The organism is Thiothrix lacustris DSM 21227, assembly GCF_000621325.1.
GTDB classification, from domain to species: domain Bacteria; phylum Pseudomonadota; class Gammaproteobacteria; order Thiotrichales; family Thiotrichaceae; genus Thiothrix; species Thiothrix lacustris.
Window position 1 is genome coordinate 33,042 of record NZ_JHYQ01000012.1, and the last position, 23,784, is coordinate 56,825.

Here is a 23,784-nt window from a genome sequence, read left to right on the forward strand (position 1 = left end):
GATAAGGATAACTTCCATGTTATTTTTACATTCCGTTGGTCGTAACCTTAATGTAGCCTGAATCCAGAAAAATACAAGGAATATGTGCAAAGTTTCTTCGTAAATATTTCTCAAGGATGGAAGTTGCCCCGCGTTTGCCGTAAAGTGCCAAGGTATTACTGAAGCAGACACCCGCAGGAATCATGGCCGAGATTATCCGTATCGCAACCCGCACCAGTCCCCTCGCTATGTGGCAAGCTGAACACGTTGCCCGCCGCTTACAGGAACTTCACCCCGGCCTCCAGATTGAAATGGTGGGTATGGTTACGCGAGGTGACAAAATTCTCGATAGCCCGCTCTCCAAAATCGGTGGCAAGGGTTTATTCGTCAAGGAACTGGAAGTCGGGATGCTGGAAGGCACAGCCGACATTGCGGTGCATTCCATGAAAGATGTGCCGATGGAATTCCCCGAAGGTTTGCACCTGCCGATTATTCTGGAGCGCGAAGACCCCCGCGATGCGTTTGTTTCCAACCGTTACTCAACGCTCGATGCATTGCCGGAAGGTGCGATTGTGGGTACATCCAGCTTGCGTCGCCAGACTCAAATCCGAGCGCGTTACCCGCATTTGCAGATCAGGGACTTGCGCGGCAACGTCAACACGCGTTTGTCGAAGCTGGATAACGGTGAATACGATGCCATTATCCTCGCCGCTGCGGGTTTGATCCGCCTCGAATTCCAGCCGCGCATTACCGCTTACCTGTCGACCGAACAGAGCTTGCCTGCGATTGGGCAAGGCGCGGTCGGCATTGAATGTCGTCGTAACGACCCACGGGTGGAAAACCTGCTCGCGCCTTTGCGTCATGCCGAAACCACGGTACGGGTACGCGCCGAGCGTGCCATGAACCAGCGCCTCAATGGCGGTTGCCAAGTGCCGGTGGCCGGTTTTGCCGAGCTGGAAGGTGGCGGATTACGCTTGCGCGGTCTGATCGGTTTCCCGGATGGTTCCGCCGTGTACACGTGTGAACAGCGCGGCTGCTTGGTTGACCCGGAAGCGCTGGGTATCGCCGTAGCCGAAGACTTGCTGGCGCAGGGTGGCGACAAGGTATTAGCGTCACTGGGTATTCATGCCTGAAACCTTACACGGTTTGACGGTTTTGGTGACACGCCCGGCACATCAGGCCAGCGGTTTCCAGCATTTATTGACCGAGGCGGGGGCGCAGGCGCTGTTGCTCCCGGTGGTGGAGGTGTGTCAACCCGACGATTTGCGCGTTGCCAGCGCCCAGTTTGCTGACTTATCCTGCTACGACACCGCATTGTTTATCAGTGCTAACGCGGTGGCGTTCGGTTTGAAGTTGTTGGATGCGCCTCAACAACAGCATTTAAAGGGCATGACGTTGGGGGCGATTGGTAAAAAGACCGCCAGCGCCTTGCAGCAGCGCGGTTTTACGGTGCAATGGGTTCCGGCAACGGGGTTTACCAGCGAAGATTTTCTGGCGCTGCCGCAAACCCAAGCATTGGCGGGTAGGCGTATTCTGATCTTTCGAGGGAGTGAAGGTCGGGAATTGCTCGCGGATACCTTGCGCGAACGCGGTGCAAGCGTGGATCAGGTGGCCGTTTACCAACGGATTTGCCCGAAAGTTGAGGCCAGTCACCTGAAACAACACCATGAACAGCGCCAGCTTGATATAATTGCCGTCACTAGCAGCGAGGGGATATTGAACCTGCTCGTTATGCTGGATAATCCTGACTGGATAAAAACGGTTCCCCTGCTGCTTGGCAGCCAGCGTATGCTGGAGACGGCACGGCAAGCCGGGTTCAGCGGAACCCTCGTCATGGCAGATAACCCCAGCGATGAGGCCATGTTTCAAGCACTCACGCATTGGGTACAGGAACGACAATAATGATTGATAAACCAGCGACACACCAAGCTGACAATACAACCTTCGACGCCACAGTTGATGCAGTCGATAATCTCAGTGCCGAGGCTGCTAAAGCGGATTCTCCGCGTAGCGCTAGTGCGCGTTTTGCCTTATTTATTGCGATTTTATCCCTACTGTTTACCGTTATCGGTATTGCCGCAGGTTACAAACATTGGCAGCGTATGAATGACCGGGCGCGTGCCAATGCGAGTGAAATTGCGACATTACGTGAGCAATTACAGTCTGTACCGGCTAGTGATGCACTCGATACCTTGCGCAAGGATCTGGAAGCGAAAACCTCGAAAACCTTGACGGCTAACGATCAAATGATTCAGGAAATGTCTCGCATCCAGAACCAGACTCGCCAGTTTGCTGATACGGTGGCCTCACAGGTGGAGCAGGTCACGTTTTTGCAAGCCAAGATGCAACAAAGTGCGGCACCTGCCAGTGCTAGTGAATGGCAAATCGCCGAAGTCGAATTCCTGTTGCAATTGGCAAACCGTCAAGTGCATTTGGCGCAGAATGTACGTACCGCCATCACTGCCTTAAAAGAAGCAGATGCTTTGTTGGCAAAGGCTGGAGCCGTGAATTATCTGCCGGTGCGTCAACAGATTGCGCAGGATATTTCCACGTTGGAGGCTGCTCCTACACCTGATATCGCTGGCATCTCGCAACGTATTACGGCGCTGACACTGAGTTTGAAACCGTTGCCTGCGTTGAATACCTCGTCCGCTAAGGCTGAGCCGTTGGCTTTAGGCGAAGACAATATCGCAGCAGAGGGTAATTCCTTGTGGGCTGATTACAAGCGCAAAGTGGCGAATGCGCTTGATGAGGCGATTATCATTCGTCAGCATGATAAGCCCATTCAGATTCAACTGGATGCCGATACGCGTTTGAACTTATTCCATCTGTTGCAGGTGCGAATGGAAACCCTGCGGTTGTTGGTATTAGAGCGTGATAATGCTGGCTTTCATACTCAGCTTGGGCTGATTCGTGATGTGATTAGCACGTACTATCCTGATGATCAGGCTAAGTCTTTATTGTCTGAATTAGAGGGCTTCGATAAATTGGAGTTGCAACCGGCTATTCCAGATATTTCTGCCAGCCTCAAACAATTGGAAAGTGCACGCCAGGCTGAAGTTGTGCAACAAAACGCCGTTGCAGAGGATCAAGCTAAACCCGCAGAAGAACTCACCGATGAGCCTATAGAACCCTCTACTGAAAATGCGAAAAAAGAAGGGGGTAAGCAGGAATGATCTTTTATCTGATCGTGTTGCTGATCGTGGTGGCGACGGTATTCTGGTTAGGGCAATGGGTATTAGCGAATCCGGGTATCACCACCATTACGTGGGGGGTGTGGAGTTTGGAAATGAAGACGGCCACCCTCGCAGTCCTCATTTTGTTAGCGTGTGTAACTTTTTACATATTTGTTGCTTTCCTACGTCATGGCTTTGGTATGCGTCGCACCTTCAGCCGTTTCCGTGCTGCCCGTTTAGGCAGTAAGGCGAGTCGTGCCTTGACCCAGGGTTTGATCCAGTTAACCGAAGGCCATTGGGATAAGGCTGAAAAGCTACTGGTTGATCATGCCCCTTACAGTGATACCCCGCTGCTAAATTATTTGGCGGCGGCTCGTGCGGCGCACATGCGCGAAGCCTACGAACGCCGTGACGAACTCCTCAAGCAGGCCATTGAAAGCGACAGTAAAGCCAATGTTGCCGTGGGTGTGTCGCAAGCAGAAATGCAATTTGGCAGCGAGCAATTTGAGCAAGCTCATGCCACTTTGGTGCGGTTGCGGGAACTGTCACCTAAGCACCCTTATGTACTGAAGTTGCTCGCGAAAGTGTTGTATCGGCAGGAAAGTTGGGAGGCGCTACTCGGCTTATTACCGGATTTGGTGAAACAGAGCCTGCTGAAAAATGATGAGATGAGTAAGGTGCAAGGCGCAACCTTACAAGCCATGTTCCAGCACTATGCCAAAGAAGGGCATACCGACAAACTCCAAGCGATGTGGAAAAAACTTCCCACTCCGATTCGCGAAAACCACGATGCGATTTTGTTGTATGCCAAAGCCTTGCACACTGCTGGTGATGATTTGGCCTGCAATGGCCTGATCAGCAATATCCTCAATAAGCGTTGGGATGATGGCTTGGCGGATTTATTCGGGCGTATCCAGCACCACAGTTTGGGGAACACCATTCAGCAAGCGGAGAAATGGCAACTCAGCCAAGCCGATAATAACCCTGCTTTGCTGCTGCTGTTGGCGCGTCTCTACAACCAGCAAAAGCTGTGGGGCATGGCGAAAAGCTATTACGAGTCCAGCCTTAACCAGACCCCGAATGCCGAAGGCTATCTGGAACTGGCAGAATTGCTGGAAACCATGAAAGAGCCGGAAAATGCCCAGCGTTGTTACCGTTTAGGCTTGCGTTACTGCATTCGTCATGACGGTGAAAAGCTAAGCCTGACGCCGACACAGCGCCCGCAGCTTAACCCGCAGGCGCCGCCAGCGTTAACCCCTTACAACGGGTTATAAGGCAAACGGGCTACCCCGGATGCCACTGCCGCTTTGGATACGGCAGCCGGTACACGTTCACGCAAACGCGGGTCGAACGGGGTCGGGATAATGTAGTGCTTGCCGAATGACAAACTGTCGAGGCTATAAGCTGTCAACACTTCAGCGGGGACAGGTTCCCGTGCCAATTCCGCCAAGGCATACACCGCCGCTTTCAGCATCTCGTTATTGATGCAGCGGGCGCGTACATCCAGTGCGCCACGGAACAGGAACGGGAAACCCAGCACGTTATTGATCTGGTTGGGGTAATCACTGCGTCCGGTAGCCATCAGCAGGTCATCACGTGCCGCCAGTGCCACGGCTGGCGCAATTTCCGGGTCAGGGTTAGACAGGGCAAACACAATCGGATTAGCAGCCATGCTGTTGAGCATGTCGACGCTCATGACATTGGGACCCGATAGGCCAATGAACACATCCGCACCCCGGCAAGCATCTGCCAAGGTGTGTTTGTCCGTTTCCACCGCATAATCACGTTTGAATGCATTCATGTCAGTACGCCCGGTGTGCAATACGCCTTTGCTATCCACCATCAGCAGCTTTTGCTTGTTCGCACCCAAAGCCGTCAGCAGGTTCATGGAGGCTACTCCGGCAGCACCTGCACCGACGCAGACAATATTCACGTCTTCCAGCTTTTTGCCCTGAATTTCCAGGGCATTCATCAGCCCGGCAGAAATAATCGTGGCCGTGCCATGCTGGTCATCGTGGAATACTGGAATATCGAGCATTTCCTGCAAGCGCTTTTCGATCTCGAAACAGCGTGGTGCGGAAATGTCTTCCAGATTAATGCCACCGAAGGTTCCTGCGATGTTCTTGACGACGGTGATGAATTCTTCCACATCTTGCGTGGCCACTTCGATGTCAAACACGTCGATGTCAGCAAAGCGTTTGAACAGGACGCCCTTACCTTCCATAACGGGTTTGCCCGCGAGTGCGCCGACATTACCCAAACCCAGCACCGCTGAACCGTCGGAAATCACCGCGACCAGATTGCCCTTGCCGGTGTACAGGTAAGCGGCTTCCGGGTCTTTGTGGATTTCGCGTACCGGTTCGGCGACGCCCGGCGTGTAAGCCAATGACAGGTCACGCTGAGTAACAGTGGGTTTAGTAATGGCTGTAGCAATTTTGCCGGGACGTGGTTCTGCGTGATATTTCAACGCATCTTCTTTCAAGTTTGACATGGCTCCTCCGCCTTGCTGAGATCCGGTGTAATAAAGTGCGTGCTAACTGGGTGCGTACTGATCTTATTGTATGGTTTTGAGTAATTGGCCGGGGCTAGGTTCGCCGTTCGGGTATAGGCCGTTCAGTACCCGCAAATGTGCGGCGGCGTTGTTACTCAGGCGGCTGGATTGCGCCAACGTGGTAAAATTATCGCCGGGGCTTGCTGTGATCAGCCGTACCTGTACGGTTTGCCCGTTACCCAGTGGCAGGCGCAAGCCTTCCAGTTGGCGCAAGTAGGTTTCACGACCGGGGTCACGCCCACCGCCGCCGTATTGGCGTGCTTGACTGATCAGTTGTTGCAGGCGCACGTCATTGTTAGGGTGGGTTGAGAACAGGTCACGGTAGGGGTCGGATGTGCCGCCTTTGAACTGGTCGTAGGCTTGCAGGGTGGCAATCACATTCACCATATTGGCAGGGTCATAACCAGCACGGGCGAGGAATTGTGCCCCCAGCCCGTCGGCATCAAGTTCTTGATTACGGCTGTAACTGTTCAGACCAAGTTCGCCGATGGTGTTAAATAATTCTTTGTTGCCCAGTTGTTCACCTGCCATCGTGGTGAGAATGCCACCCACCGTACTCCATGAGGCTTGGCTGACATTGTGACGTGCTGAGACGTGACCGATTTCATGCCCCAATACCCCGGCAAGTTCAGCCTCGGAATTCAAGTAGGCCATTAAACCAGTGGTGATATAGACATAGCCACCGGGTAAGGCAAAAGCATTGAGTGCTACGTCATCCAGTACGGTAAAGGTAAAACGTATATTCTGGCGGGGGCTTTGTGCCGCCATGAGTTGCCCAACCCGGCTGACGTAGGCTTGAAGTGCTGCGTTCTGGTAGGGAGGGCTTTTCGCAAGCATTTCCTGATGAGCTTGTTGACCGGTCTGAATTTCTTCTGCCTCTGACATGAGGGCAAGTTCGTTTTTTCCAGATACCGGGTTGGCGGAGCATCCACCTAATACAGCTGCGCTGCTGAGGAGGATGCTAGTAAATAGAGTGGTTAGCCGCATTATTGATTCTCCATCACAAACAAAAAAGGCGCTCTTGCGAGCGCCTTTTAATAATGCATCATTCTCGAACAGTCTGCTAGGGCTTACTTGCCGCCACGAGCATAACGGTTCTTGAACTTTTCCACGCGACCAGCAGTTGTATTAACAGCTTGCTTGCCGGTGTAGAACGGGTGAGATTGGCTAGAAATTTCCACTTTGACCAGTGGGTATTCTTTGCCGTCTTCCCAAGCAATGTTTTCACGGGTGTTGACCGTGGAGCGGGTCAGGAACGCGAAGCCGCTAGTCAGGTCTTGAAAGACGACTTCTCTGTAGTTTGGATGAATGCCGGGCTTCATGTTGAAATCCTCAAGTTATTCGGTATATACGAAAAGCGCAACATACTAACGCTATTGCAGTGAAAGTTCAATCTCGGCTTGCACATTGACTTGCAAGTTCTGTTTGCCACCTTCTAACGAGGGGGCAGCGGGGGCGGCATCTGCTGACATCGCTGCCATGCGGTACATCGGCATAGGAGGGGATTCGCCGCCAACGGCTTGCACATCCAGGCGTACTACGCGGTATTCTGCCCGCCCCATCCCTGCCTTGAGTTGTTCGGCGCGGTCTTTGAAATTTTTCAGCGCTTGGTCGATCAGGGCTTTTTCGGTTTCAGCTTTAACTTCGGGGGAAACGCTGTAGTTGATGCCTTCAATACGCAGTTTTTCCTGCAATTTGCCGAGCAAGCCGCTGAGGGCTTTGCTGTCCTTGCTTTTTAGCTGGATGCTTTGGCGGACTTGCCAGCCGGTGACGCGCCCGTCGGTGTACACCGGGTTGGTGGTGTAATTCAGGGTGCGGCTTTCCACGGCGGTTTCCGGTTTGGCCAGTTCCAGTGCCCAAGTGATGGATTGATTGACGGCATCTGCCATCGCGACGGTATCTTGCCCTTGCTGCTCGGCGTATAACACCGCCGCCAGCATATCGTTGGTTACTTCTTTTTCTGCCGTAACGGCAAAAGCAATCCGGTCGTAAACGGGCTTGTCTTCAGCATGGGCGGTGCTTAAGGCAGCTAGCCCCAGTAGTACCGCAGCGAGTGGCTTTTTCATCAGGAATACTCCGTAGAAGCGTTCTGTTAGAAGTTGTCCGTTGAGGTGAACAGGCCGACGCGCAGGTCTTTGGCGGTGTAAATTTCACGACCGTCTACTTCCATGCTGGCATCGCCAATACCCATCACCAGTTTGCGGGTAATGACCCGTGTCAAATCAACTTTGTAAGTCACTTTTTTGGCTTTTGGCAGCACTTGCCCAAAGAATTTCACTTCGCCCACACCCAAGGCACGTCCGTGACCGGGGTTGCCCAGCCAAGCGAGGTAGAATCCGATGATTTGCCACATGGCATCCAGCCCCAGACAGCCAGGCATGACTGGGTCGCCGGGGAAATGGCAGTCAAAGAACCACAGGTCAGGGGTTACATCCAGTTCCGCGAGAATGTGGCCTTTGCCGTGTTTGCCGCCGTCAGCGCTGATTTCGACAACACGATCCATCATCAGCATATTCGGGGTGGGCAATTGGGCATTGCCGGGGCCGAACATTTCGCCACGGCCACATTGCAGGAGTTCTTCACGGGTAAAACTGGATTGTCTGGACATAATGCAAGCTCAAAAGTGTCTTTAAAGCCAAGATTGTAACGGAATCTGTCTCAGAAAGCATAATCAACTGCAAGCCCGATAAACACGGCCATCCCCAGCCAGTGGTTATTCAGGAAGGCTTGCAAGCTAGGCAAAGGTTCACGGTGACGGATCAGCCATTGTTGGTAAACTGATAGTCCTGCCGCCACCAGCAAGCCTAACCAATACCAGCCACCCAAGCTGCTGAGGATACCTACCCACGCTAGTAGTAACAGGGTTAACACTTGCAGTATGCCAATCAGGAGGCGGTCATGTTGCCCGAACAGGATGGCGGTGGATTTCACTCCGATTTTCAGGTCATCTTCGCGGTCACACATGGCGTACATGGTGTCATAGGCTGTCGTCCACAACACCGCTGCCAGAAATAACAACCATGCCACCAAGGGCGGCATTTCCCCGGTGACAGCCGTGAAGGCCATCGGGATGGCCCATGCAAATGCTGCCCCGAGATGTACCTGCGGCAAATGGTGAAAGCGTTTCATGAAGGGGTAAGTGGCAGCCAGCAGTACAGCCACCAGTGACAGGGCAATGGTCAGGCCATTCAGTAGTAGTGCCAGCAAAAATGAGAGGATTCCCAGTACAGCAAATACGCCCAGGGCTTCTGTGGGGGTAATCAGCCCGGCGGCGAGCGGGCGGGTTTTAGTACGGGCAACGTGTGGGTCAACCTTGCGGTCAGCGTAATCATTGATGGCGCAACCGGCGGAACGCATCAGTACCACGCCTGCAACGAAAACCAGCAAGATAGTCAGATCCGGTACACCTTCGGCAGCGATCCACAAAGCCCAGAGGGTCGGCCACAACAGCAGGTAGATGCCGATAGGCCGGTCAAGCCGTACCAAACGGGCGTAATGGTGCAATTTTTCCATGACAGCCACCCTTATTGGGGGTCAAGCATGAGGCGTTCGACGGGTTTACCGTGTTGCAAGTGACTTTCGATGATTTCGTCAATGTCTGTTTGATCGACGTAGGTATACCAGATGGCTTCGGGGTACACGACGATGACGGGGCCTTCGGCGCAACGGTTGAGGCAACCGGCGGAGTTGATGCGGGATTGGCCGTCTTTGTGCAGACCCAGTGCCTTGGTGCGTTGCTTGGCATAGTCACGCATGGCTTGGGCATCGAACGTAGCACAACAGGCATCACCGTTTTCACGCTGATTGGTGCAGAAAAAGACGTGGTGTTGGTAATAACTCATGGGGTGTGGCCTGCCTGAAGGATAATGGTTTGATTATGCCAGAGGGAAGGATACCCACAAAATAAAACAGGGCGGAAAAATCCACCCTGTTTCGTATTCATCAGCCTAACGGCTAGTGATCACTTTGGTGCAGCAGCAGGTGCAGCTTGGTCAGCAGCAGGTGCTGCTTGAGCTGGCATAGCTTGGTCAGCAGCAGGTGCAGCAGCAGGTGCAGCAGCTTCAGCTTTAGGTGCTTCAGCTTTAGGTGCTTCAGCAGCTTTTTCGCCACAAGCAGTCAGAGCGAAAGCAGCCAGCAGCGCAGCGATCAGCAGACGATATTGAGTCATTGTTTTATCTCCACAAAAGTTGACTTTAGAAAAAATTTTAGGCTATAGCAGCATTTGATACACAGCTATAACCCGATAATCTTCATGATTCCTTGAAAATTACCTGTCTATATGAGCAATCCTTGCTTCCCTGTGATTGGGATTCCTACAATGCTAATCGTAGCACTGTTTTTGAATTTGTGTATAAGTTTTTAATTAAATATTAATAAAGATTTATTGGGTATTAGGTGTATTGTTCATGCTGACTAGTACGCCATTTACCTCTGCTCCTTCATCCATCTGTATTTCCATATAGTGAATGTTACCGTTTACCTGAGCAGTGGATTTAAGCGAAATACGGCGAGAGACAAATACATCGCCTGATATTTTACCTGAAACGACTACCAATGGCGCTCGTATCTCTCCTGTAACCTCGCTATCTCCTTGAATATATAAGGATGCCCGAGAATCTACAGGAGCAATAATGTTGCCATTAACTTTGCCATGGACATATAAATTATTTTGGAAGGATATGTTGCCAACAATTTCCAGGTCTTTTTCAAGCAACGATGCCGAAGAGGTGTTTCTGGTGGTCATGGGTTTATCTTGTTTATGAGGTCGGTAAAGTTAGGGTAATGGGAGAAGATAGTAGCAGGTGTTATGTGAAACATCATGCTTTATTATTATCAGCATCTCCATCTCGGATTTTTTCTAGTTCATGTTCCAATACAGCAATAGTGTCATCACGCATTTGTAGGTCATCCATCAACACTTGTACGCGTATTTCATACATTTCTAAGCGTTCCAGCACGTCGTCATCTTGATGAGAGCTATTTTCTAGGCGAGTTTGGAATTTTTCGATACGCTCTTCTGCTTCTTTCAGGTCGCGTCGTAAAGTCGCATTGTCACGATGACATTGTTCTAATCTGAAGCGGGCATCAAAAGGATTTTCAGTGGGATCTGGTAGTTGGGTACGTTGGTTTTGTGTATTTTTGTTACACATCCACCAGCCTACCATTAGGCCGACAACACTGGAAATAGTTAAAAGAACAGCAATTTGTATGGTTAGATAAAACATCAACTCCCTCGGATTTTCATCATTCGCCAGTCTTATTGTAGCAGTATCATTCCAATAGAGAACTTCGCCTTTCATCAGAAAAATATTTTTCCATAACATTTATAGACTATGATTAAAAAGTCTTCTAGTATCTGAATACAATATACTATAAGCCACTTGTTGAGTGTTGAGTGTGACTTTAAATATGCTAGAAAAATTATTACGTAGTGGCAGTGTGCAGCCATCACCGGAATTGCCGTTAGCCTTTAGTCTTTCGTCTGACCATCAACTGCGTCTCCAGCATTACCCAGATCCATTTGGAGCTTGGCGCTTTCTGTCACATCATGTTCGGCGTTATCCGCATGATTTGCGTGCTCATACCCAACGGATTTTATTGGCACAACAAGAAGCTTTGCGTAGCCGTTTAGTGGGTAGTTTGCAGGACTTGTTTCTTGCCTTAGGTGATGCCGGGCATTTGTTACGTGATCATTTGTTCCACTTGGTGAGAGATGATTTGACGCAAGCTGATGAGTTGTTCTTCCAGCAGTGGTTGCAGACAGGTGCAAATGCTGAGTCATCTCAGCAATGGCATGAGGGTTCTGTACTGGCTACAGGGCAAGAAACGGCCTCGATGAAGCTGCTAGTGCTTGAGCGTAGTCAGGAGATAGCGGAGTATTCCAGTGTAATGGAAGAAGTCTTTGCTTGTTTGGAGTATGGTCAAGTGGATACAGCTCAGGTATTGCTAGAAGCAGAGGTAACGGCAGGCAGGGCTGACGAGGCTATGGAACAAGAGCTTGTGAACATTTATCAGTACACGCGCAGCAAGGATGGGCTGGCAAACATGATTAAACACATACAGGAAACAGGACGCGAGGTTTCGACGCTGTGGCTTAAAAAGCAGCAGGAATCAGAGCAGTGGTAAAAAAATAACGATACGCAGGCTGGATTTATGTTGAAACATTCCAAATCAGGCCCCTTGAAAGTGGCACTTCTGGCAATTAGCCCGCATAACAGGGCAATTCTTGAGTTCTTTTTCTCAGGTGCTGGTCGTAACCTCTTCAAGGTGGTGATAGATACCGAGGCTGATGCTTTTATTCTGGATTATGACCATCCAGATGCTAAAGAGGATTGGCACAAGCAAGAGGCTCTACAGAAACCTGGCATTATTCTATCTGTGCACCAAATAGATTTGCCATTGTGCATCTGGATTCCCAAGCCTTTGACGTCGCGAGCGCTGACGGAGGCGGTAGAGAAAGTTCAGGAGTTAATGGTAACCCAACCTGCTCTCGCTGGTTCCTTGTCTCATCCTGTTGGTAAGCTAGAAAGAGGGGATACTCAAGCGAAGGAAATTGTTCGTGAGTCGCAGCACTTTCGTGACCTTCCCAAGCCTTTCGGTATACCTGAGCGTGCTGATAGGGTGGATAAAAAATTACGCTCTTTGATGATCAGTTTACCTGACGATGCTGATGATGAAGAGGTGGTTTTGCCTCTTGTGTCAGTGGAACCCACAGCGCCAACTTCAGCTCCTGTCACTGTTTTTGATCCGGCAGAAACGAATATTCCCTTGGAAGAGATTGATCGTCCAATCGAATCGACTGCTTCACAGGCAGAGGCTGAGCTTCGCTGGAAAACGTTATGTGGTGAGCAGGATGATGTACAGGCATCTTCCGATATTGCCTTGTTTACGCCAGAAAATTATTTATTAGCAAGTGTGTTAGATGCGTTGCGGCAAGCGCAAGAAGTTCAGCAGACCCTTCACCTTAAGCTTTCTGCACAGCATTATGCTTTATTGATGCCGAAACAAGGGTTAGCTTTCTGTACTCTGGACACTCGGTCTGAAGAATTCCGCACTTTGTGCAATAATCCAGTACAAACCGGACAATTTGCACTACATATACCTGATGCTAAGGAACTTGAGCAAATGGAACCGCCAACTCAGGGTGACCCCAATGCCCTGCTGTTGGATCTTGAGGCGTTTGTATGGGTCAGTAGTCTGTTGACAGCAAGGGGTCGTTTAGGACGCGGTGTTGATATTGAACAAAAAATTGTTCTGAAATACTGGCCTAACTTGACTCGTCTGGAGCAGTTCCCCCACATCATGCGTATAGCTGCCCTGTGGAATCAACGTCCAGCCAATGTGTTGGAGATCGCGAAGGCGCTGAATATCCCGCAGCGGTATGTATTTGCATTCCATACTGCTGCCACTGCGCTTAACCTGTTTGAAATGGATCAGAACAAACTCAACATCCGTGAAAAAGAGAAACCAAAGCAAGAAAACCGTGGTTTCTTCTCGCGCTTTTTGAAGCGTTTGTTGGGAGGGGGGACGAACTAGCCTTATGAGTATGATCAACCGTAAAATCATTTTTACCGGCCCCGTGGGTGCAGGCAAAACGACTGCTATTGCTTCCATCAGTGATATCAAACCGATTGCTACCGATGAGTATGCGTCGGACATGACCAAAAGTCGTAAGCCGCAAACGACTGTTGCAATGGATTATGGTCTGATACGTTTGAGTGAAAACGAGAGGGTGCATTTGTATGGCACACCTGGTCAAGAGCGCTTCGATTTTATGTGGGATATTCTCACTAAAGGTGGAATCGGTTTAATTCTGCTGCTTGACAACACTCGCCATGATCCCTTTCAGGATATTCGCTTCTACACTAATGCGTTTCGTGATTTTATCGAAAAGCAACAGATGGTCGTAGGCGTCACTCGGATGGACTTGCAACGTAAACCGAGTTTACCTGAGTACCGGCATTATCTGGAGTCGTTGTCGTTACAGGCTCCCGTATTTGAGGTGGATGCCCGTAGCAACAAAGATATCACTATGTTACTTCAGGCGCTGCTGTTCTCGCTGGATCCAGGAGTAATCAGCTGATGAGTGAATATATACTCACTGAAAACTTGTACTTGGGTATTACTCCAGCTGGTACTTATTATGCAGTGCAGGATAATGCGGAAGAGTCCGGCCGGTTGTTTTTACACCGTTTATTGCAAGAAGCTGTGACGCCACTATTTACGGTGGATGTGGCTTGTGAATTAAGTGGTTATAAAAAAAAGCGGGCATTAGAGTTCGTACACTGGATGCAAGAAGCAGGGTTGATCGTAGGGCAAGAGAGCAGTGAAACAGCCCCAACAGAAACCTTGGAACGCTTGCTGCCCAAGTTGCTGCGTACCCTGTCAGATGAGGGTAAAGCTATTCTGGCAGAAAGCAGAGGATTGTATTTGGGAAGTGCTGGGTTTACTCACGAGGCGGCTGAAGAGTTGGCAGCGTTAAGTGCTAACCTGACAACAGTGTATACGCGCCACAAGGAGTTGCTGCATGGTAATCTTGGCTATCGTCAACGTGCTTGGGGATTGGTGGATGCCAGCGGTAACAGTGAAGTGGGATTTTGGCCCTTATACATCGGACAAAACCGTTTCACGTTGATTATAGGTGGTATCCCACAATTCAATCAGCCCGATTTCAAACGTTTGGTGTGGGCGCTGGAAATGCGCTACGGCAATACTGAAATACCTGTCTAACTATAAGTTTATATTGATAATTAAGGAGATAAAATCCATGCGCTCTGAAATGCTGAATTCCATCCTGAGTGACTTGAATGGTTCTTCTGCGGACATTGAAGCTTCTGCTGTTTTGTCTACAGATGGCCTAATGATGGCTTCCATGCTTCCCGGTGGGATGGATGAAGACCGTGTGGGTGCGATGAGTGCCGCCATGTTGTCATTAGGGGATCGCACTGCTGAAGAACTGGCTCGTGGTGCACTCGAACAAGTGCTGATCAAGGGCGCCAGGGGCTATATCCTGATGACGCACGCTGGGAATGAGGCAGTGGTGACAGTATTAGCAAAGCCTAATGCTCGTCTTGGCCTGATATTTTTGGATGTTAAACGTGCAGCAGAAAATATCGGTAAAATTATATAAATAGTGCCGAGTGCCTGATTATTGTAAATAATAATAAGAAAGTTGCTCAGTCAATGCAGTCTTAACGTGTGCGGAATGAGTGTGCCGCACAGATTGCATGGGGTCAACACGGAGAGATGCGATGGAAGACATGACAACACGCGATGTACAGGAACCCTACAGAGAACACCTGTTGCATTACTATGATGGAACTTCACGGCGTGTGCTGGTGAAAGATGAAGAAATTCCTTTCCCAGAAGGCAAACTGATTGTTTCTCGGACTAATCTGCAAGGAGTCATTACCCATTGTAATCAGGCATTTGTCGAGATGTCGGGTTATACTGAAATGGAGTTGATTGGTCAGCCTCATTATATTCTACGGCATCCAGATATGCCTAAGTCCATATTCAAAGAGGCTTGGGATACGGTGACACAAGGCCAAAAATGGCATGGTTATGTTAAAAACTTGTGTAAAGATGGGCGTTACTACTGGGTCTATGCAACCATTATCCTGAATGTGCGCAACGGTGAAGCTGTGAGTTGCACTTCGGTGCGGCGCAAACCTTCTCGTACCCAAGTGGAGGCGTGTATTGCACGTTATTCCCAATTAAAACAGGCGGAGGTGTAAGGTTATGCGTTATGTGATGACGGTTAGCCCTGATTTCCCCCCAGCGCAGATTGCTGGCTGGTATATTTTTAATACTTGGCTGCAACGTCAGTTAGGGGTGCAGATCCATGTGGAACTGTATCAAAACTTTTCCAGCCAACGAATCGCTATCCAAAATGATGGCATTGATTTGATTTACGCAAACCCTTTTGATGCTGCTATGTTGGTGCGTGAGAAAGGTTTTACAGCGATTGCTACTCCGATGCACAAATCGGATGAGGCGATTATTGCCGTTGCCGTGGACTCAGCGGTGCAGTGTATCGAAGACCTGAAGCCGGGCATTCGGATTGCAACTACTGATGATCCAGATGTGAATTTGATTTCCATGATTATGCTGGAACCAGCAGATTTGTCAGCCCATAATGTTGAAACACAAACGGTTGACAGTTACGTATTGGTTGCTAAGCAATTGCTACAAGGGCAAGCAGATGTGGGATTTTTCCTGCGAGATGCCTTTGAAACACTTTCAGGTGTGATTCAGCGCCAAGTACGGGAGCTGATTCGCAGTGAAATACATGTCATTCGTCACGTATTGTTGTTAAGTCCCCGGATGCAAGCACTGCATGGGGAATTACAGCAAATGCTACTCATGATGAACGATGATATTAAAGGTAAAAGTGTGTTGCAGAGCCTTGGTTTGTTAGGCTGGGAAGCACAGGAACAAGAAGATACAGAATTTATGATTGACCTGATGGATACACTGGTTAGCTAACCATGAAAAAATTGACCCAATTCAGTCAGCCATTACACGCAAGTTTACCGCGTGTGTTAACGCTGGCAGCGCTCATCGGGACGTGCCTATCCGACGTTGTTTTGGCTGAAGATAAAGTCTGGGAAGTCCAGTCCGGTAATGTCTTGAGTAAAATTGTGGCGGAGCATTATCCCGATTATGCTGACCGCCAAGCCATTATGGATGAGATTCTTAAGCGTAATCCTAAGGCTTTTAGCAATAAGAGTATCAATAGCCTGATTGTTGGCAAAACATTGATACTGCCAGACGCAAAAGATCTTCCTAATTTACAGCCATCACCTCCACCTCCAGCTCAACCAGCGAAACTAGGTGCTGATTCGGCCGCGTTAGCCGAACTGAAGGATACGGTGGCATTGCTGCAAGAAGAAAATGCAGCTTTACAGGAGATGGTTAAAGGGTATGTGGAAGCGCCTGCTACGAATACCAACGTGGTGGATGATTTAAAAAAACAATTGGATGCAGCGAAACAGTCACTTAAAGAAAGCGAAACAATCAAGCAGCAGTTGGAGGAGCAGGTCGCCACTGCAAAGCATGATAACGAAACGTTGCAGAATGACTTGCAGCAGATTCGCGCTGCTGCTGCTATGGCTGAGAATAATGCTGTCAGTGCAGGAAACTTGCCGTGGATATTATTAGGGCTTTTAGCATTATTGACGTTGCCTCTCATTTGGTTATTACGTCGTAAGCGTGAGCCAACTCCACTGGTTTCGAGTGCTGTTTCCACCAGTACTGTTGCAACAACACCCACCGCTGCTGTCAATACATCTTCACTACCTTCTGAGGTTACTCAGGATTCTCCGAAGATGCAGGCTGCCACGACTGCTGCGGTGGTCGTGGTGGACAGCAATCCTGATGCTGCTCTTAAGTTAGATATTGCGCGTGCTTATTTAGATTTGCGGGATTCCGCCGCCGCTGCGGATATGTTGCAGGAAGTGTTAAAAGAAGGTGGAGAGCAGCAACGTCAAGAAGCTCGTGAAATTCTATCTTTTATTACCTGATATTGACCACTTATTCTTAAAAATAAGCAGGTTATCCTGCTAATCCACACATCCTTTCCCTTTATCTAGCTACTGCTGGTTGAGAGTGATCAAACTTCTTAATCTCCATGTTCAGCCATTGAACTATATTCAATGGCTTGAATTACGATTTTGGAGTGTTAAATGGCTTTTCCTGCTCTCGCTGTAGGCAAACAGCAATTACTTCCTTTAGCTGCATTACTCTTACTGGTGAGTGTCACGGTGTTGACTGGGATTAGTCTGCTAATACAGCAACCCGCCATTGAAACGGATTTATTGCAGCGTACTCGTCAAGCTCTAGCAAAGGCAGGTTTGCCTACCAATATTGTTCACTTTAGTGGCCGAGATGGCGTTTTGTCTGGAACGATCGCGAGTGATGCTGATGTGGCACAGTTGCAGTCGGTGGTAAGTAGTGTTTATGGTGTGCGTGACGTTGAGGTTCGTTTAGTTCCGGTTAAGACTGAAGCCGCGCAACCCATGACTGAAGTTTCAGCCACATTACCCTCAACTCCCAACGATAAGTTGTATTCCCCTTCTAAAAAATACCCTATTGAGCAAATCGATCTGAATGTTCTTCAGTTTGAGTATGCACGTGCCGAGCTAGATGCTGATGGCATCAGTGTATTGCATAAAGTCATTGAGATACTGCGTCAACACCCTAGCATGGTGATTGAGGTATCTGCTCACACGGATAACGATGGCACAGCCCTAGGTAATCTAACGGTCAGTCAAGCGCGTGCTGAAGAAGTGCGTAACTATTTATTGTCTCAAGGTGTGGCGACTCAGCAAGTGGTGGCTCAAGGGTATGGTTCTACACGCCCCGTTGCTGATCGCAATCATATTGAAGAGTCTGCTAAAAATCGGCGTATCGATATTACAGTATTGAAGGAGTAGTCTATGGAATATCTTGCCGTGCAAATGTCAGTATTTTGGGGGGGAGCTATCGTCGGTGGAGTATTGTTGGGTTGGTGGTTTACCCAGTTTTTCTATCGGCAAGCGGCTAATGCATGTCATGTTGAATTGCTCGGATTACGGCGTAACTATGAAGACTCCACTAAGGAAAACAGTCAGTTACGCTATAAGCTACAGCAGTTAGATGGTATGTTACGTAAGATCTCAACTCTTCCTTCTGATGCAGAGTATGGGCAATTCTTACAAGTCAGGAAAAAACTGGAGAAAACCCGGCTGCAATACCAAAGTTTATTGGATAAGTATCATCATCAGCAAAAGATGTTGGCACGTTTGACGACTGAACTACAAGATAGCAAACAGGAACTGATGAGTTTGCAGGTGGCTTTCAGCCAACAACACAGTGGTTTGGTGACTAAGCCACCAGTGGTTTCAGTTGCTCTGCAAGAGAATAATCCGCTTACTGATAAACGTGATGATTTAACCCTTATTCAGGGTATTAACCAGCACATTGCGAGCAAATTACAAGCGCTTGGTATTGTCACTTATCGTCAGATTGCTGAATGTACCGTGGATGATATACATTCCATTCAACGCACATTAGGCCTTGAATTGATGCCACCGCCTGAAGGGTGGGTACAACATGCCTATTCGCTATTTCAGCAGAAATACCCACCATTACTTGCCTGATCTTTTTAGAACTTGGCTGGTTTTTGCTGTGTTCGGATAATGATAAAGCCTGTTTTTAGTTCGGCGTGATAAATCAGACCCAGAATCCGATTTTCATCGGTTCCAATGAAGCAGGTTTGGCGTTCTAGTGAGGCTGGTTGCCACCAAGACACCGGTGAGTTTTGTGCCATGAATAAGCCGTTAAGGTTTTCTGGCGTTAGATCCTGTTGTTTGAGTTGATTCTGAATAATAAAGTTTTTTACAGGTGTTTCATCAGACTTGAAGGTGAACCAGGATGTATCACTTTGTGCAGAAGTTTGTTTGAGCGCTTGAACCTCTGCCAGGTTGGTAATGGGTGTATTAAACCAATCAGCAAGTGCTTGTTTAGCTTCTGCTGGAGGTGCGACTCGCAGGGTGGTTTTTGATGCTGGAAAAATATATTCACCAATGAATGGAGTGATGATCAGGCTAATGCCAGAAAGGATGACTAGCGCCATCATGAGTGGGTAAACGTATTTCATAAAAACTCATTCTGTAATTTGAACAATTGTATCGCATTTGCAGTGGTTATTTCCGCAATCTGGGTGAGGCTTTCCCCGCGCAGCTCAGCTAATGTTTCAGCAATAATGGGGAGGCGAGTGGGGTCGTTCCGTTTGCCACGCCAAGCACTATCCGGTTGATCAGGCGAATCTGTTTCCAGAAGCAAAGCCTCCAACGGCACGTTAGCCAGAATAGTACGCAAGCGTTGTGCCCTTGGATAGGTCGATGTACCTCCTACCCCAAGATAAAAACCTTGTTTGATCAATTGATCAGCTTGTTGTTGGCTTCCTGCAAAACTATGGATCACTCCCCTTAAATTATTTTTACCAGAAAAGCGCCGAATGTGTTTGAGAACACAGTCAAGCGAGTGTCTTGCATGGATAATCAATGGCAGGTCGAACTCATAGGCAAGTTTTATGTGTGCTATGAAAAGATCTTCCTGCTTCTGGACGTCCAGATGTGGCAGAAAAAAATCCAACCCACATTCGCCAACGGCTACGGGTTGTTCGTACTCCAACCAATGGCGTAATGCCACAATATCGTGAGGGGTATGTTCTGCTAAGAACACCGGATGCAGGCCATAAGTGGCATGAAAATGTGGTGATGTTGAGCAAATATTCCGTAACCGTGGCCAATGTTCGGCACTCACGGCTGGAAAAATAAGTTCGCTAACACCTAGTTCATGCATTTTGTCGACCAATAATGACCTGTCATCAGTAAATGCAGGGTCGTCAAAGTGGCAATGTGTGTCTATCAGTTTCATTTGAACTAAAATACAAGATTAGTAATGTAATGAACAGGATGGGCTGTTTTTTAATGTGGGTATTGTTTGGTCTCCTTTACTGAATGAAGAAGCTAGCCAAACAAATGAAAATAACTATAAAATATAATTATTGAGTGTACTGTATAAATAATGAACTCGTGAGGGGTCCATGACGATGAACAAAAGAGCGGATATCGTGCGTCTATTTCAGGTGACTGATAGTCATTGCTATGAAAGTGACGATGCACGTTTGACATGGACAGATATGCCGATTTATCCCAATCTTTCCTTAAAGGCAATGTTAGCTCATTTGACCGGAAGGGTTGAGAACTATAGTGCCTTGATGCTCACCGGGGATTTAGCGCAGGAAGAGACGCCTGCTACTTACCAGCGTGTGAATACATTACTCAATGCATTTCCCCTACCTGTTTATGCGTTGCCGGGGAATCATGATATTCCGCAAATGATGAAGGAAAATCTGAGTGGTAATGTACAAATGCCAGAGCAGGTAACGTTGGGCAGTTGGCATTTACTGCTGTTGGACACGCACGCGAATGACAAGCCCGATGGATATTTGACAGATGAGCAGTTCGAGCAATTTGAAAAACGGCTGGTCAGTATTCCTGAAGATGATTTCGTTGCCGTTTTCATGCACCACCATCCTGTTCCCATCAATAGTGAGTGGATGGATGTGATGGGCTTACAGCAAAAGACCTATTTCTGGCAATTGATTGAACACTTTCCGCAAGTGAAGGTGGTTTTCAATGGGCATATCCACCAAGAATTCAACGGCCAGCATCAGTACCTTGATGGGCGCACGGTGGCGGTACATGGTACGCCAGCAACGTGTATCCAAATGAAGCCAGTCCGTAAAAATATTGAATTCGACCACACCTGCCCAGCTTGGCGTGATATTGCGCTGTTGCCGGATGGTAGCGTGCAAACACAAGTGCATTATCTGCCTTTTGTGGTGCGTGAAGAAGCGATCAAATCCTCGATTTGACAGCCTAACCCTAATCCCGTACCGTGCAGCCCTGTTCAGGTGCGCTTCATCTTTAATAGGGAAGCGTTAAACGGGAAGTTGGTGCAAGACCAACACTGCCCTCGCAACGGTAAGCAGCTTAAACAAGCTGTAAGTCCGATACCGGCCTGACGAGGCGCGACTTTACCCCGGTCGCTTTGTACACGTGCGCGACGGGCGCATCGCTACGGAAATCCATATCCCATGAAATCATTCCCTCTCGCCGCAGTGTTTGGCACTGCTGCTGTTTGCCTGTTGGCATCCCCGCTGGTGTTGGCAGAAGACGCCACGCCTACCTCCCTTGATGACATCGTTGTTACTGCTGGCCGCAAAGCACAGACGGTAGATGCGACCCTTGCCCCTGTCAGTATTATTACCCGCACCGATATTGAACAATATCAGGCGAGCAGCCTGCCTGATGTCTTGCGGCGTTTACCGGGTGTTACTCTCAGTAATAGCGGTGGGGTTGGTAAAACGACTTCGGTATTTATCCGTGGCACTCATTCCAGTCATGTATTGGTCTTGGTTGATGGTATTAAAGTCGGTTCCGCCACCACCGGCAGCGTAGCGTTTGAAGATTTGCCATTGGATCAAGTGGAACGCATCGAAGTCGTGCGTGGTCCACGTTCCAGCCTGTACGGCTCGGAAGCGATTGGCGGCGTGATCCAGATTTTCACTCGCAAAGGCGGCAAAGGTTTTCAGCCAGAAGTCAGTGTAGGCATTGGTAGCCACAATACCCAACAAGCCCATGCAAACCTTGCGGGCGGTGATGGCACAACCTGGTACAACCTGAATGCAGGCAAGGACAAAACCGACGGCATCAATGTTACTGCGAATAACAGCGAACCGGATCGGGATGGTTATAAACGTGACAGCGTTACCTTGCGTGCCGGACACCGTTTTGCTGATGGTACGATGCTGGAAGCGTCTGCCTTGCACGCCAAGGGTGAAAACCATTTCGATGGCAGCTTCAATAATGAGTCACGTTTTACCCAGCAGGTGCTGAATGCCAAGTTACAGCATTCCCTGAATGACAAGGTGCTACTGACTGCGCAATTGGGGCAGGCACGGGACGATTCCGACAATTACCTCAACGGTGTTCCGCTGACGGCTTACCGCACCTACAATACCCAGCGTAATACAGGCACACTTCAGGCCGATATGGCTGTGGGGGCGAAGGGAACGGCAACACTGGGGCTTGATCAGCAACAGGATAAGGTGATCAGTGACAGTACTTATGATCGCACTTCCCGCGACAATACCGGCGTGTTTGCCAATTACCAGACGGATATTGGTGCAACGCGGCTGGATGTTTCTGCCCGTCACGACAAGAACGAACAGTTTGGCAGCAACAATACCGGGAACATTGCGGTCGGGCGGGATCTCAATAATGGGATGCGGGTAACGGCTGCGTATGGCACGGCATTTAAAGCCCCGACATTCAACAATCTGTATTACCCGTTTAGCGGCGACCCGAATTTGCAGCCGGAAACCTCCCAAAGTGTGGAACTGGGTGTTTCTGGGAAACTAGCAGGTGACAAGGTACAGTGGTCAGCCAATGCCTTTAGTAATGAGATTGACCATCTGATCAGTTACCCACCACCGGATTACGCCGTTAGTCAGACCGACAAGGCGCGGATTCGCGGGCTGGAATTGAGTGCTACTACGCAAGTGGCAGGCTGGGACATTAACGCCAATGCTACCGTGCAGCAGCCGGAAAACCGCAGCGGCACGAATACTGGTAAGACCCTGATTTACCGCCCCAAGCAGTTTGCCAATGTGGATGTTGACCGTGAAATGGGCAAATTCCGTGTGGGCGGCAGCGTCCATGCTGAAAGCCAGCGTTACACCGACGATGCCAATACCGAGAGCAAAAAACTGGCGGGTTATGGCACGCTGGACTTACGCGCTGATTATCGGGTGTCGAAAGACTGGACAGTGGGCGCAAAAGTCGGCAACGTACTGAACAAGGATTACCAAACCAGCAACGGCTATAATCAAGACGGTGTTAATGGCTTAGTGACAGTTAAGTACGCGCCGAAGTAATTTACCCACCTAACAGGAGATATTTATGTTCACACTTTCAACCAAAAACCAATGGCTGGTGGGCGGCGTATTGCTGGCTGCCATGCTCGTTACCCGTGCGCATGTGAGCGATCATTTGCTGGATGCGTCGTGGGCGGTGTTCTTGCTGGCAGGTTTCTATCTGCGCAAGGTGCTGGCGTTTGGCGTATTCATGGCGACTGCTGTGGCGATTGATTACATGGCCATCAATCAGTTTGGTGTCAGCAGTTTCTGTGTGTCGCAGGCGTATGTGGCGTTGGTTCCGGCTTACGGTGCGTTGTTTATGGCTGGGCGTTGGTTCGCGGGTCAATATCAGGGCGAAACGCTGGCATCGCTGGGCAAACTGATGCTGGCGGTTGTGATTGGTTTCGCGGTGTCGGAATTGATTTCCAGCGGCAGTTTTTATGCGCTCTCCGGGACAGTGACTGATGTCAGTCTGGCGGGTTTCATGGAATCTTTGCTGAAGTATGCTCCGCACGGTTTGTACATCATGAGCCTGTACGTGACGATTGCGGCTTTGCTGCATGTTGCGGTGCGTCAGGTAACGCGGTCTGACGTAACCGTCTGAT

At 49.2% G+C, this 23,784-nt stretch carries 29 protein-coding genes and 1 riboswitch; of the genes, 17 read left to right on the top strand and 12 right to left on the bottom strand.

Translation table 11 applies throughout. From position 1 onward, the window contains the following. Positions 1-182 precede the first annotated feature (182 nt). The 4 genes from hemC to Q394_RS0106095 are packed head-to-tail and all read left to right on the top strand — an operon-like array spanning position 183 to position 4,429. Entirely contained in the window at positions 183-1,112 is a 930-nt protein-coding gene (gene hemC / locus Q394_RS0106080; RefSeq protein ID WP_028488488.1) for a hydroxymethylbilane synthase, read from the top strand. Continuing rightward, complete coding sequence (locus Q394_RS0106085; RefSeq protein WP_028488489.1) at positions 1,105-1,881, top strand: uroporphyrinogen-III synthase; 777 nt, start codon at positions 1,105-1,107, stop codon at positions 1,879-1,881. The genes hemC and Q394_RS0106085 overlap by 8 nt, the downstream gene beginning before the upstream one ends. Further along, complete coding sequence (locus Q394_RS0106090) at positions 1,881-3,155, top strand: uroporphyrinogen-III C-methyltransferase (protein WP_028488490.1); 1,275 nt, start codon at positions 1,881-1,883, stop codon at positions 3,153-3,155. The genes Q394_RS0106085 and Q394_RS0106090 overlap by 1 nt, the downstream gene beginning before the upstream one ends. Next, positions 3,152-4,429 (top strand): heme biosynthesis HemY N-terminal domain-containing protein, encoded by a 1,278-nt coding sequence (locus Q394_RS0106095; RefSeq protein ID WP_028488491.1) that lies wholly within the window; start codon positions 3,152-3,154, stop codon positions 4,427-4,429. Before Q394_RS0106090 ends, Q394_RS0106095 begins: the two co-directional genes overlap by 4 nt. Here the strand turns inward: Q394_RS0106095 and Q394_RS0106100 are convergent. The 10 genes from Q394_RS0106100 to Q394_RS0106145 form a co-directional block, all read right to left on the bottom strand. Beyond that, positions 4,414-5,646 (bottom strand): malic enzyme-like NAD(P)-binding protein, encoded by a 1,233-nt coding sequence (locus tag Q394_RS0106100; protein ID WP_028488492.1) that lies wholly within the window; start codon positions 5,644-5,646, stop codon positions 4,414-4,416. The genes Q394_RS0106095 and Q394_RS0106100 overlap by 16 nt on opposite strands. Before the next feature lie 63 nt (positions 5,647-5,709). Continuing rightward, complete coding sequence (locus Q394_RS19320) at positions 5,710-6,693, bottom strand: M48 family metalloprotease (protein ID WP_084260367.1); 984 nt, start codon at positions 6,691-6,693, stop codon at positions 5,710-5,712. 83 nt (positions 6,694-6,776) lie between these two features. Beyond that, complete coding sequence (locus Q394_RS0106110; RefSeq protein ID WP_028488493.1) at positions 6,777-7,028, bottom strand: type B 50S ribosomal protein L31; 252 nt, start codon at positions 7,026-7,028, stop codon at positions 6,777-6,779. Between the two features lie 51 nt (positions 7,029-7,079). Then, a complete protein-coding gene (locus Q394_RS0106115) occupies positions 7,080-7,772 on the bottom strand; it encodes an SIMPL domain-containing protein (RefSeq protein WP_028488494.1) in 693 nt (230 codons plus the stop codon). Positions 7,773-7,798: 26 nt separating this feature from the next. Beyond that, a complete protein-coding gene (gene fabA / locus Q394_RS0106120) occupies positions 7,799-8,314 on the bottom strand; it encodes a 3-hydroxyacyl-[acyl-carrier-protein] dehydratase FabA (protein WP_028488495.1) in 516 nt (171 codons plus the stop codon). A gap of 50 nt (positions 8,315-8,364) precedes the next feature. After that, the gene (ubiA, locus tag Q394_RS0106125) at positions 8,365-9,219 is read right to left on the bottom strand and encodes a 4-hydroxybenzoate octaprenyltransferase (protein ID WP_038140695.1); all 855 of its coding nucleotides are present in this window, start codon (positions 9,217-9,219) and stop codon (positions 8,365-8,367) included. Positions 9,220-9,230: 11 nt separating this feature from the next. Further along, positions 9,231-9,548 carry a (2Fe-2S) ferredoxin domain-containing protein gene (locus Q394_RS0106130; protein ID WP_028488497.1) on the bottom strand — a complete coding sequence of 106 codons (318 nt, stop codon included), beginning with the start codon at positions 9,546-9,548 and terminating at the stop codon, positions 9,231-9,233. 119 nt (positions 9,549-9,667) lie between these two features. Next, positions 9,668-9,874, bottom strand: a complete 207-nt coding sequence (locus Q394_RS0106135) for a hypothetical protein (protein ID WP_028488498.1) — start codon at positions 9,872-9,874, stop codon at positions 9,668-9,670. A gap of 213 nt (positions 9,875-10,087) precedes the next feature. After that, positions 10,088-10,450: a bactofilin family protein gene (locus Q394_RS0106140; protein ID WP_028488499.1), complete on the bottom strand. Its 363-nt coding sequence runs from the start codon at positions 10,448-10,450 to the stop codon at positions 10,088-10,090. 73 nt (positions 10,451-10,523) lie between these two features. Then, positions 10,524-11,006 carry a hypothetical protein gene (locus Q394_RS0106145; RefSeq protein ID WP_156946751.1) on the bottom strand — a complete coding sequence of 161 codons (483 nt, stop codon included), beginning with the start codon at positions 11,004-11,006 and terminating at the stop codon, positions 10,524-10,526. 109 nt (positions 11,007-11,115) lie between these two features. Here Q394_RS0106145 and Q394_RS0106150 point away from each other — a divergent pair, with 109 nt between their 5' ends. The 10 genes from Q394_RS0106150 (at position 11,116) to Q394_RS0106195 (ending at position 18,848) form a co-directional block, all read left to right on the top strand. Next, positions 11,116-11,832, top strand: coding sequence for a hypothetical protein (locus Q394_RS0106150; RefSeq protein WP_028488501.1), 717 nt, complete (start codon positions 11,116-11,118; stop codon positions 11,830-11,832). A 27-nt stretch (positions 11,833-11,859) separates the two neighbouring features. After that, positions 11,860-13,242 carry a hypothetical protein gene (locus tag Q394_RS0106155; protein WP_028488502.1) on the top strand — a complete coding sequence of 461 codons (1,383 nt, stop codon included), beginning with the start codon at positions 11,860-11,862 and terminating at the stop codon, positions 13,240-13,242. A gap of 4 nt (positions 13,243-13,246) precedes the next feature. Continuing rightward, positions 13,247-13,789 carry a GTP-binding protein gene (locus Q394_RS0106160; protein ID WP_028488503.1) on the top strand — a complete coding sequence of 181 codons (543 nt, stop codon included), beginning with the start codon at positions 13,247-13,249 and terminating at the stop codon, positions 13,787-13,789. After that, positions 13,789-14,436, top strand: coding sequence for a hypothetical protein (locus Q394_RS0106165; RefSeq protein ID WP_038140698.1), 648 nt, complete (start codon positions 13,789-13,791; stop codon positions 14,434-14,436). The genes Q394_RS0106160 and Q394_RS0106165 overlap by 1 nt, the downstream gene beginning before the upstream one ends. 37 nt (positions 14,437-14,473) lie before the next feature. Further along, a complete protein-coding gene (locus tag Q394_RS0106170; protein WP_028488505.1) occupies positions 14,474-14,836 on the top strand; it encodes a roadblock/LC7 domain-containing protein in 363 nt (120 codons plus the stop codon). Between the two features lie 121 nt (positions 14,837-14,957). Further along, a complete protein-coding gene (locus tag Q394_RS0106175; RefSeq protein ID WP_038140700.1) occupies positions 14,958-15,443 on the top strand; it encodes a PAS domain-containing protein in 486 nt (161 codons plus the stop codon). A gap of 4 nt (positions 15,444-15,447) precedes the next feature. Then, complete coding sequence (locus Q394_RS0106180; RefSeq protein WP_028488507.1) at positions 15,448-16,194, top strand: phosphate/phosphite/phosphonate ABC transporter substrate-binding protein; 747 nt, start codon at positions 15,448-15,450, stop codon at positions 16,192-16,194. A gap of 2 nt (positions 16,195-16,196) precedes the next feature. After that, positions 16,197-17,231 carry a FimV/HubP family polar landmark protein gene (locus Q394_RS0106185; RefSeq protein ID WP_028488508.1) on the top strand — a complete coding sequence of 345 codons (1,035 nt, stop codon included), beginning with the start codon at positions 16,197-16,199 and terminating at the stop codon, positions 17,229-17,231. Between the two features lie 162 nt (positions 17,232-17,393). Further along, positions 17,394-18,143 carry an OmpA family protein gene (locus Q394_RS0106190; protein ID WP_028488509.1) on the top strand — a complete coding sequence of 250 codons (750 nt, stop codon included), beginning with the start codon at positions 17,394-17,396 and terminating at the stop codon, positions 18,141-18,143. A gap of 3 nt (positions 18,144-18,146) precedes the next feature. Then, positions 18,147-18,848 (top strand): hypothetical protein, encoded by a 702-nt coding sequence (locus Q394_RS0106195; RefSeq protein ID WP_028488510.1) that lies wholly within the window; start codon positions 18,147-18,149, stop codon positions 18,846-18,848. A 5-nt stretch (positions 18,849-18,853) separates the two neighbouring features. Here the strand turns inward: Q394_RS0106195 and Q394_RS0106200 are convergent, their stop codons facing one another. Continuing rightward, positions 18,854-19,348, bottom strand: a complete 495-nt coding sequence (locus tag Q394_RS0106200; RefSeq protein WP_028488511.1) for a hypothetical protein — start codon at positions 19,346-19,348, stop codon at positions 18,854-18,856. Beyond that, entirely contained in the window at positions 19,345-20,130 is a 786-nt protein-coding gene (locus Q394_RS0106205; protein ID WP_038140702.1) for a TatD family hydrolase, read from the bottom strand. The genes Q394_RS0106200 and Q394_RS0106205 overlap by 4 nt, the downstream gene beginning before the upstream one ends. 175 nt (positions 20,131-20,305) lie before the next feature. Here Q394_RS0106205 and Q394_RS0106210 point away from each other — a divergent pair, with 175 nt between their 5' ends. The 3 genes from Q394_RS0106210 (at position 20,306) to Q394_RS0106220 (ending at position 23,783) form a co-directional block, all read left to right on the top strand. Then, positions 20,306-21,133 carry a metallophosphoesterase gene (locus Q394_RS0106210; protein ID WP_028488513.1) on the top strand — a complete coding sequence of 276 codons (828 nt, stop codon included), beginning with the start codon at positions 20,306-20,308 and terminating at the stop codon, positions 21,131-21,133. A gap of 20 nt (positions 21,134-21,153) precedes the next feature. Next, positions 21,154-21,297: riboswitch (cobalamin riboswitch) on the top strand. A 58-nt stretch (positions 21,298-21,355) separates the two neighbouring features. Continuing rightward, complete coding sequence (gene btuB / locus Q394_RS0106215; RefSeq protein WP_051542924.1) at positions 21,356-23,197, top strand: TonB-dependent vitamin B12 receptor; 1,842 nt, start codon at positions 21,356-21,358, stop codon at positions 23,195-23,197. A 25-nt stretch (positions 23,198-23,222) separates the two neighbouring features. Next, complete coding sequence (locus Q394_RS0106220) at positions 23,223-23,783, top strand: hypothetical protein (protein WP_028488515.1); 561 nt, start codon at positions 23,223-23,225, stop codon at positions 23,781-23,783. Position 23,784 lies beyond the last annotated feature (1 nt).

Coding starts and splice junctions, on each gene's coding strand:
- Q394_RS0106160 (WP_028488503.1), top strand. CDS start 13,247: ATGAGTATGATCAACCGTAAAATCATTTTTACCGGCCCCGTGGGTGCA.
- Q394_RS0106085 (WP_028488489.1), top strand. CDS start 1,105: ATGCCTGAAACCTTACACGGTTTGACGGTTTTGGTGACACGCCCGGCA.
- Q394_RS0106100 (WP_028488492.1), bottom strand. CDS start 5,646: ATGTCAAACTTGAAAGAAGATGCGTTGAAATATCACGCAGAACCACGT.
- Q394_RS0106185 (WP_028488508.1), top strand. CDS start 16,197: ATGAAAAAATTGACCCAATTCAGTCAGCCATTACACGCAAGTTTACCG.
- Q394_RS0106175 (WP_038140700.1), top strand. CDS start 14,958: ATGGAAGACATGACAACACGCGATGTACAGGAACCCTACAGAGAACAC.
- Q394_RS0106165 (WP_038140698.1), top strand. CDS start 13,789: ATGAGTGAATATATACTCACTGAAAACTTGTACTTGGGTATTACTCCA.
- Q394_RS0106140 (WP_028488499.1), bottom strand. CDS start 10,450: ATGACCACCAGAAACACCTCTTCGGCATCGTTGCTTGAAAAAGACCTG.
- Q394_RS0106205 (WP_038140702.1), bottom strand. CDS start 20,130: ATGAAACTGATAGACACACATTGCCACTTTGACGACCCTGCATTTACT.
- Q394_RS0106135 (WP_028488498.1), bottom strand. CDS start 9,874: ATGACTCAATATCGTCTGCTGATCGCTGCGCTGCTGGCTGCTTTCGCT.
- Q394_RS0106115 (WP_028488494.1), bottom strand. CDS start 7,772: ATGAAAAAGCCACTCGCTGCGGTACTACTGGGGCTAGCTGCCTTAAGC.
- Q394_RS19320 (WP_084260367.1), bottom strand. CDS start 6,693: ATGCGGCTAACCACTCTATTTACTAGCATCCTCCTCAGCAGCGCAGCT.
- Q394_RS0106180 (WP_028488507.1), top strand. CDS start 15,448: ATGCGTTATGTGATGACGGTTAGCCCTGATTTCCCCCCAGCGCAGATT.
- Q394_RS0106200 (WP_028488511.1), bottom strand. CDS start 19,348: ATGAAATACGTTTACCCACTCATGATGGCGCTAGTCATCCTTTCTGGC.
- Q394_RS0106170 (WP_028488505.1), top strand. CDS start 14,474: ATGCGCTCTGAAATGCTGAATTCCATCCTGAGTGACTTGAATGGTTCT.
- Q394_RS0106110 (WP_028488493.1), bottom strand. CDS start 7,028: ATGAAGCCCGGCATTCATCCAAACTACAGAGAAGTCGTCTTTCAAGAC.
- Q394_RS0106090 (WP_028488490.1), top strand. CDS start 1,881: ATGATTGATAAACCAGCGACACACCAAGCTGACAATACAACCTTCGAC.
- Q394_RS0106130 (WP_028488497.1), bottom strand. CDS start 9,548: ATGAGTTATTACCAACACCACGTCTTTTTCTGCACCAATCAGCGTGAA.
- fabA (WP_028488495.1), bottom strand. CDS start 8,314: ATGTCCAGACAATCCAGTTTTACCCGTGAAGAACTCCTGCAATGTGGC.
- btuB (WP_051542924.1), top strand. CDS start 21,356: ATGAAATCATTCCCTCTCGCCGCAGTGTTTGGCACTGCTGCTGTTTGC.
- Q394_RS0106210 (WP_028488513.1), top strand. CDS start 20,306: ATGAACAAAAGAGCGGATATCGTGCGTCTATTTCAGGTGACTGATAGT.
- ubiA (WP_038140695.1), bottom strand. CDS start 9,219: ATGGAAAAATTGCACCATTACGCCCGTTTGGTACGGCTTGACCGGCCT.
- Q394_RS0106190 (WP_028488509.1), top strand. CDS start 17,394: ATGGCTTTTCCTGCTCTCGCTGTAGGCAAACAGCAATTACTTCCTTTA.
- Q394_RS0106155 (WP_028488502.1), top strand. CDS start 11,860: ATGTTGAAACATTCCAAATCAGGCCCCTTGAAAGTGGCACTTCTGGCA.
- Q394_RS0106145 (WP_156946751.1), bottom strand. CDS start 11,006: ATGAAAGGCGAAGTTCTCTATTGGAATGATACTGCTACAATAAGACTG.
- Q394_RS0106095 (WP_028488491.1), top strand. CDS start 3,152: ATGATCTTTTATCTGATCGTGTTGCTGATCGTGGTGGCGACGGTATTC.
- hemC (WP_028488488.1), top strand. CDS start 183: ATGGCCGAGATTATCCGTATCGCAACCCGCACCAGTCCCCTCGCTATG.
- Q394_RS0106195 (WP_028488510.1), top strand. CDS start 18,147: ATGGAATATCTTGCCGTGCAAATGTCAGTATTTTGGGGGGGAGCTATC.
- Q394_RS0106220 (WP_028488515.1), top strand. CDS start 23,223: ATGTTCACACTTTCAACCAAAAACCAATGGCTGGTGGGCGGCGTATTG.
- Q394_RS0106150 (WP_028488501.1), top strand. CDS start 11,116: ATGCTAGAAAAATTATTACGTAGTGGCAGTGTGCAGCCATCACCGGAA.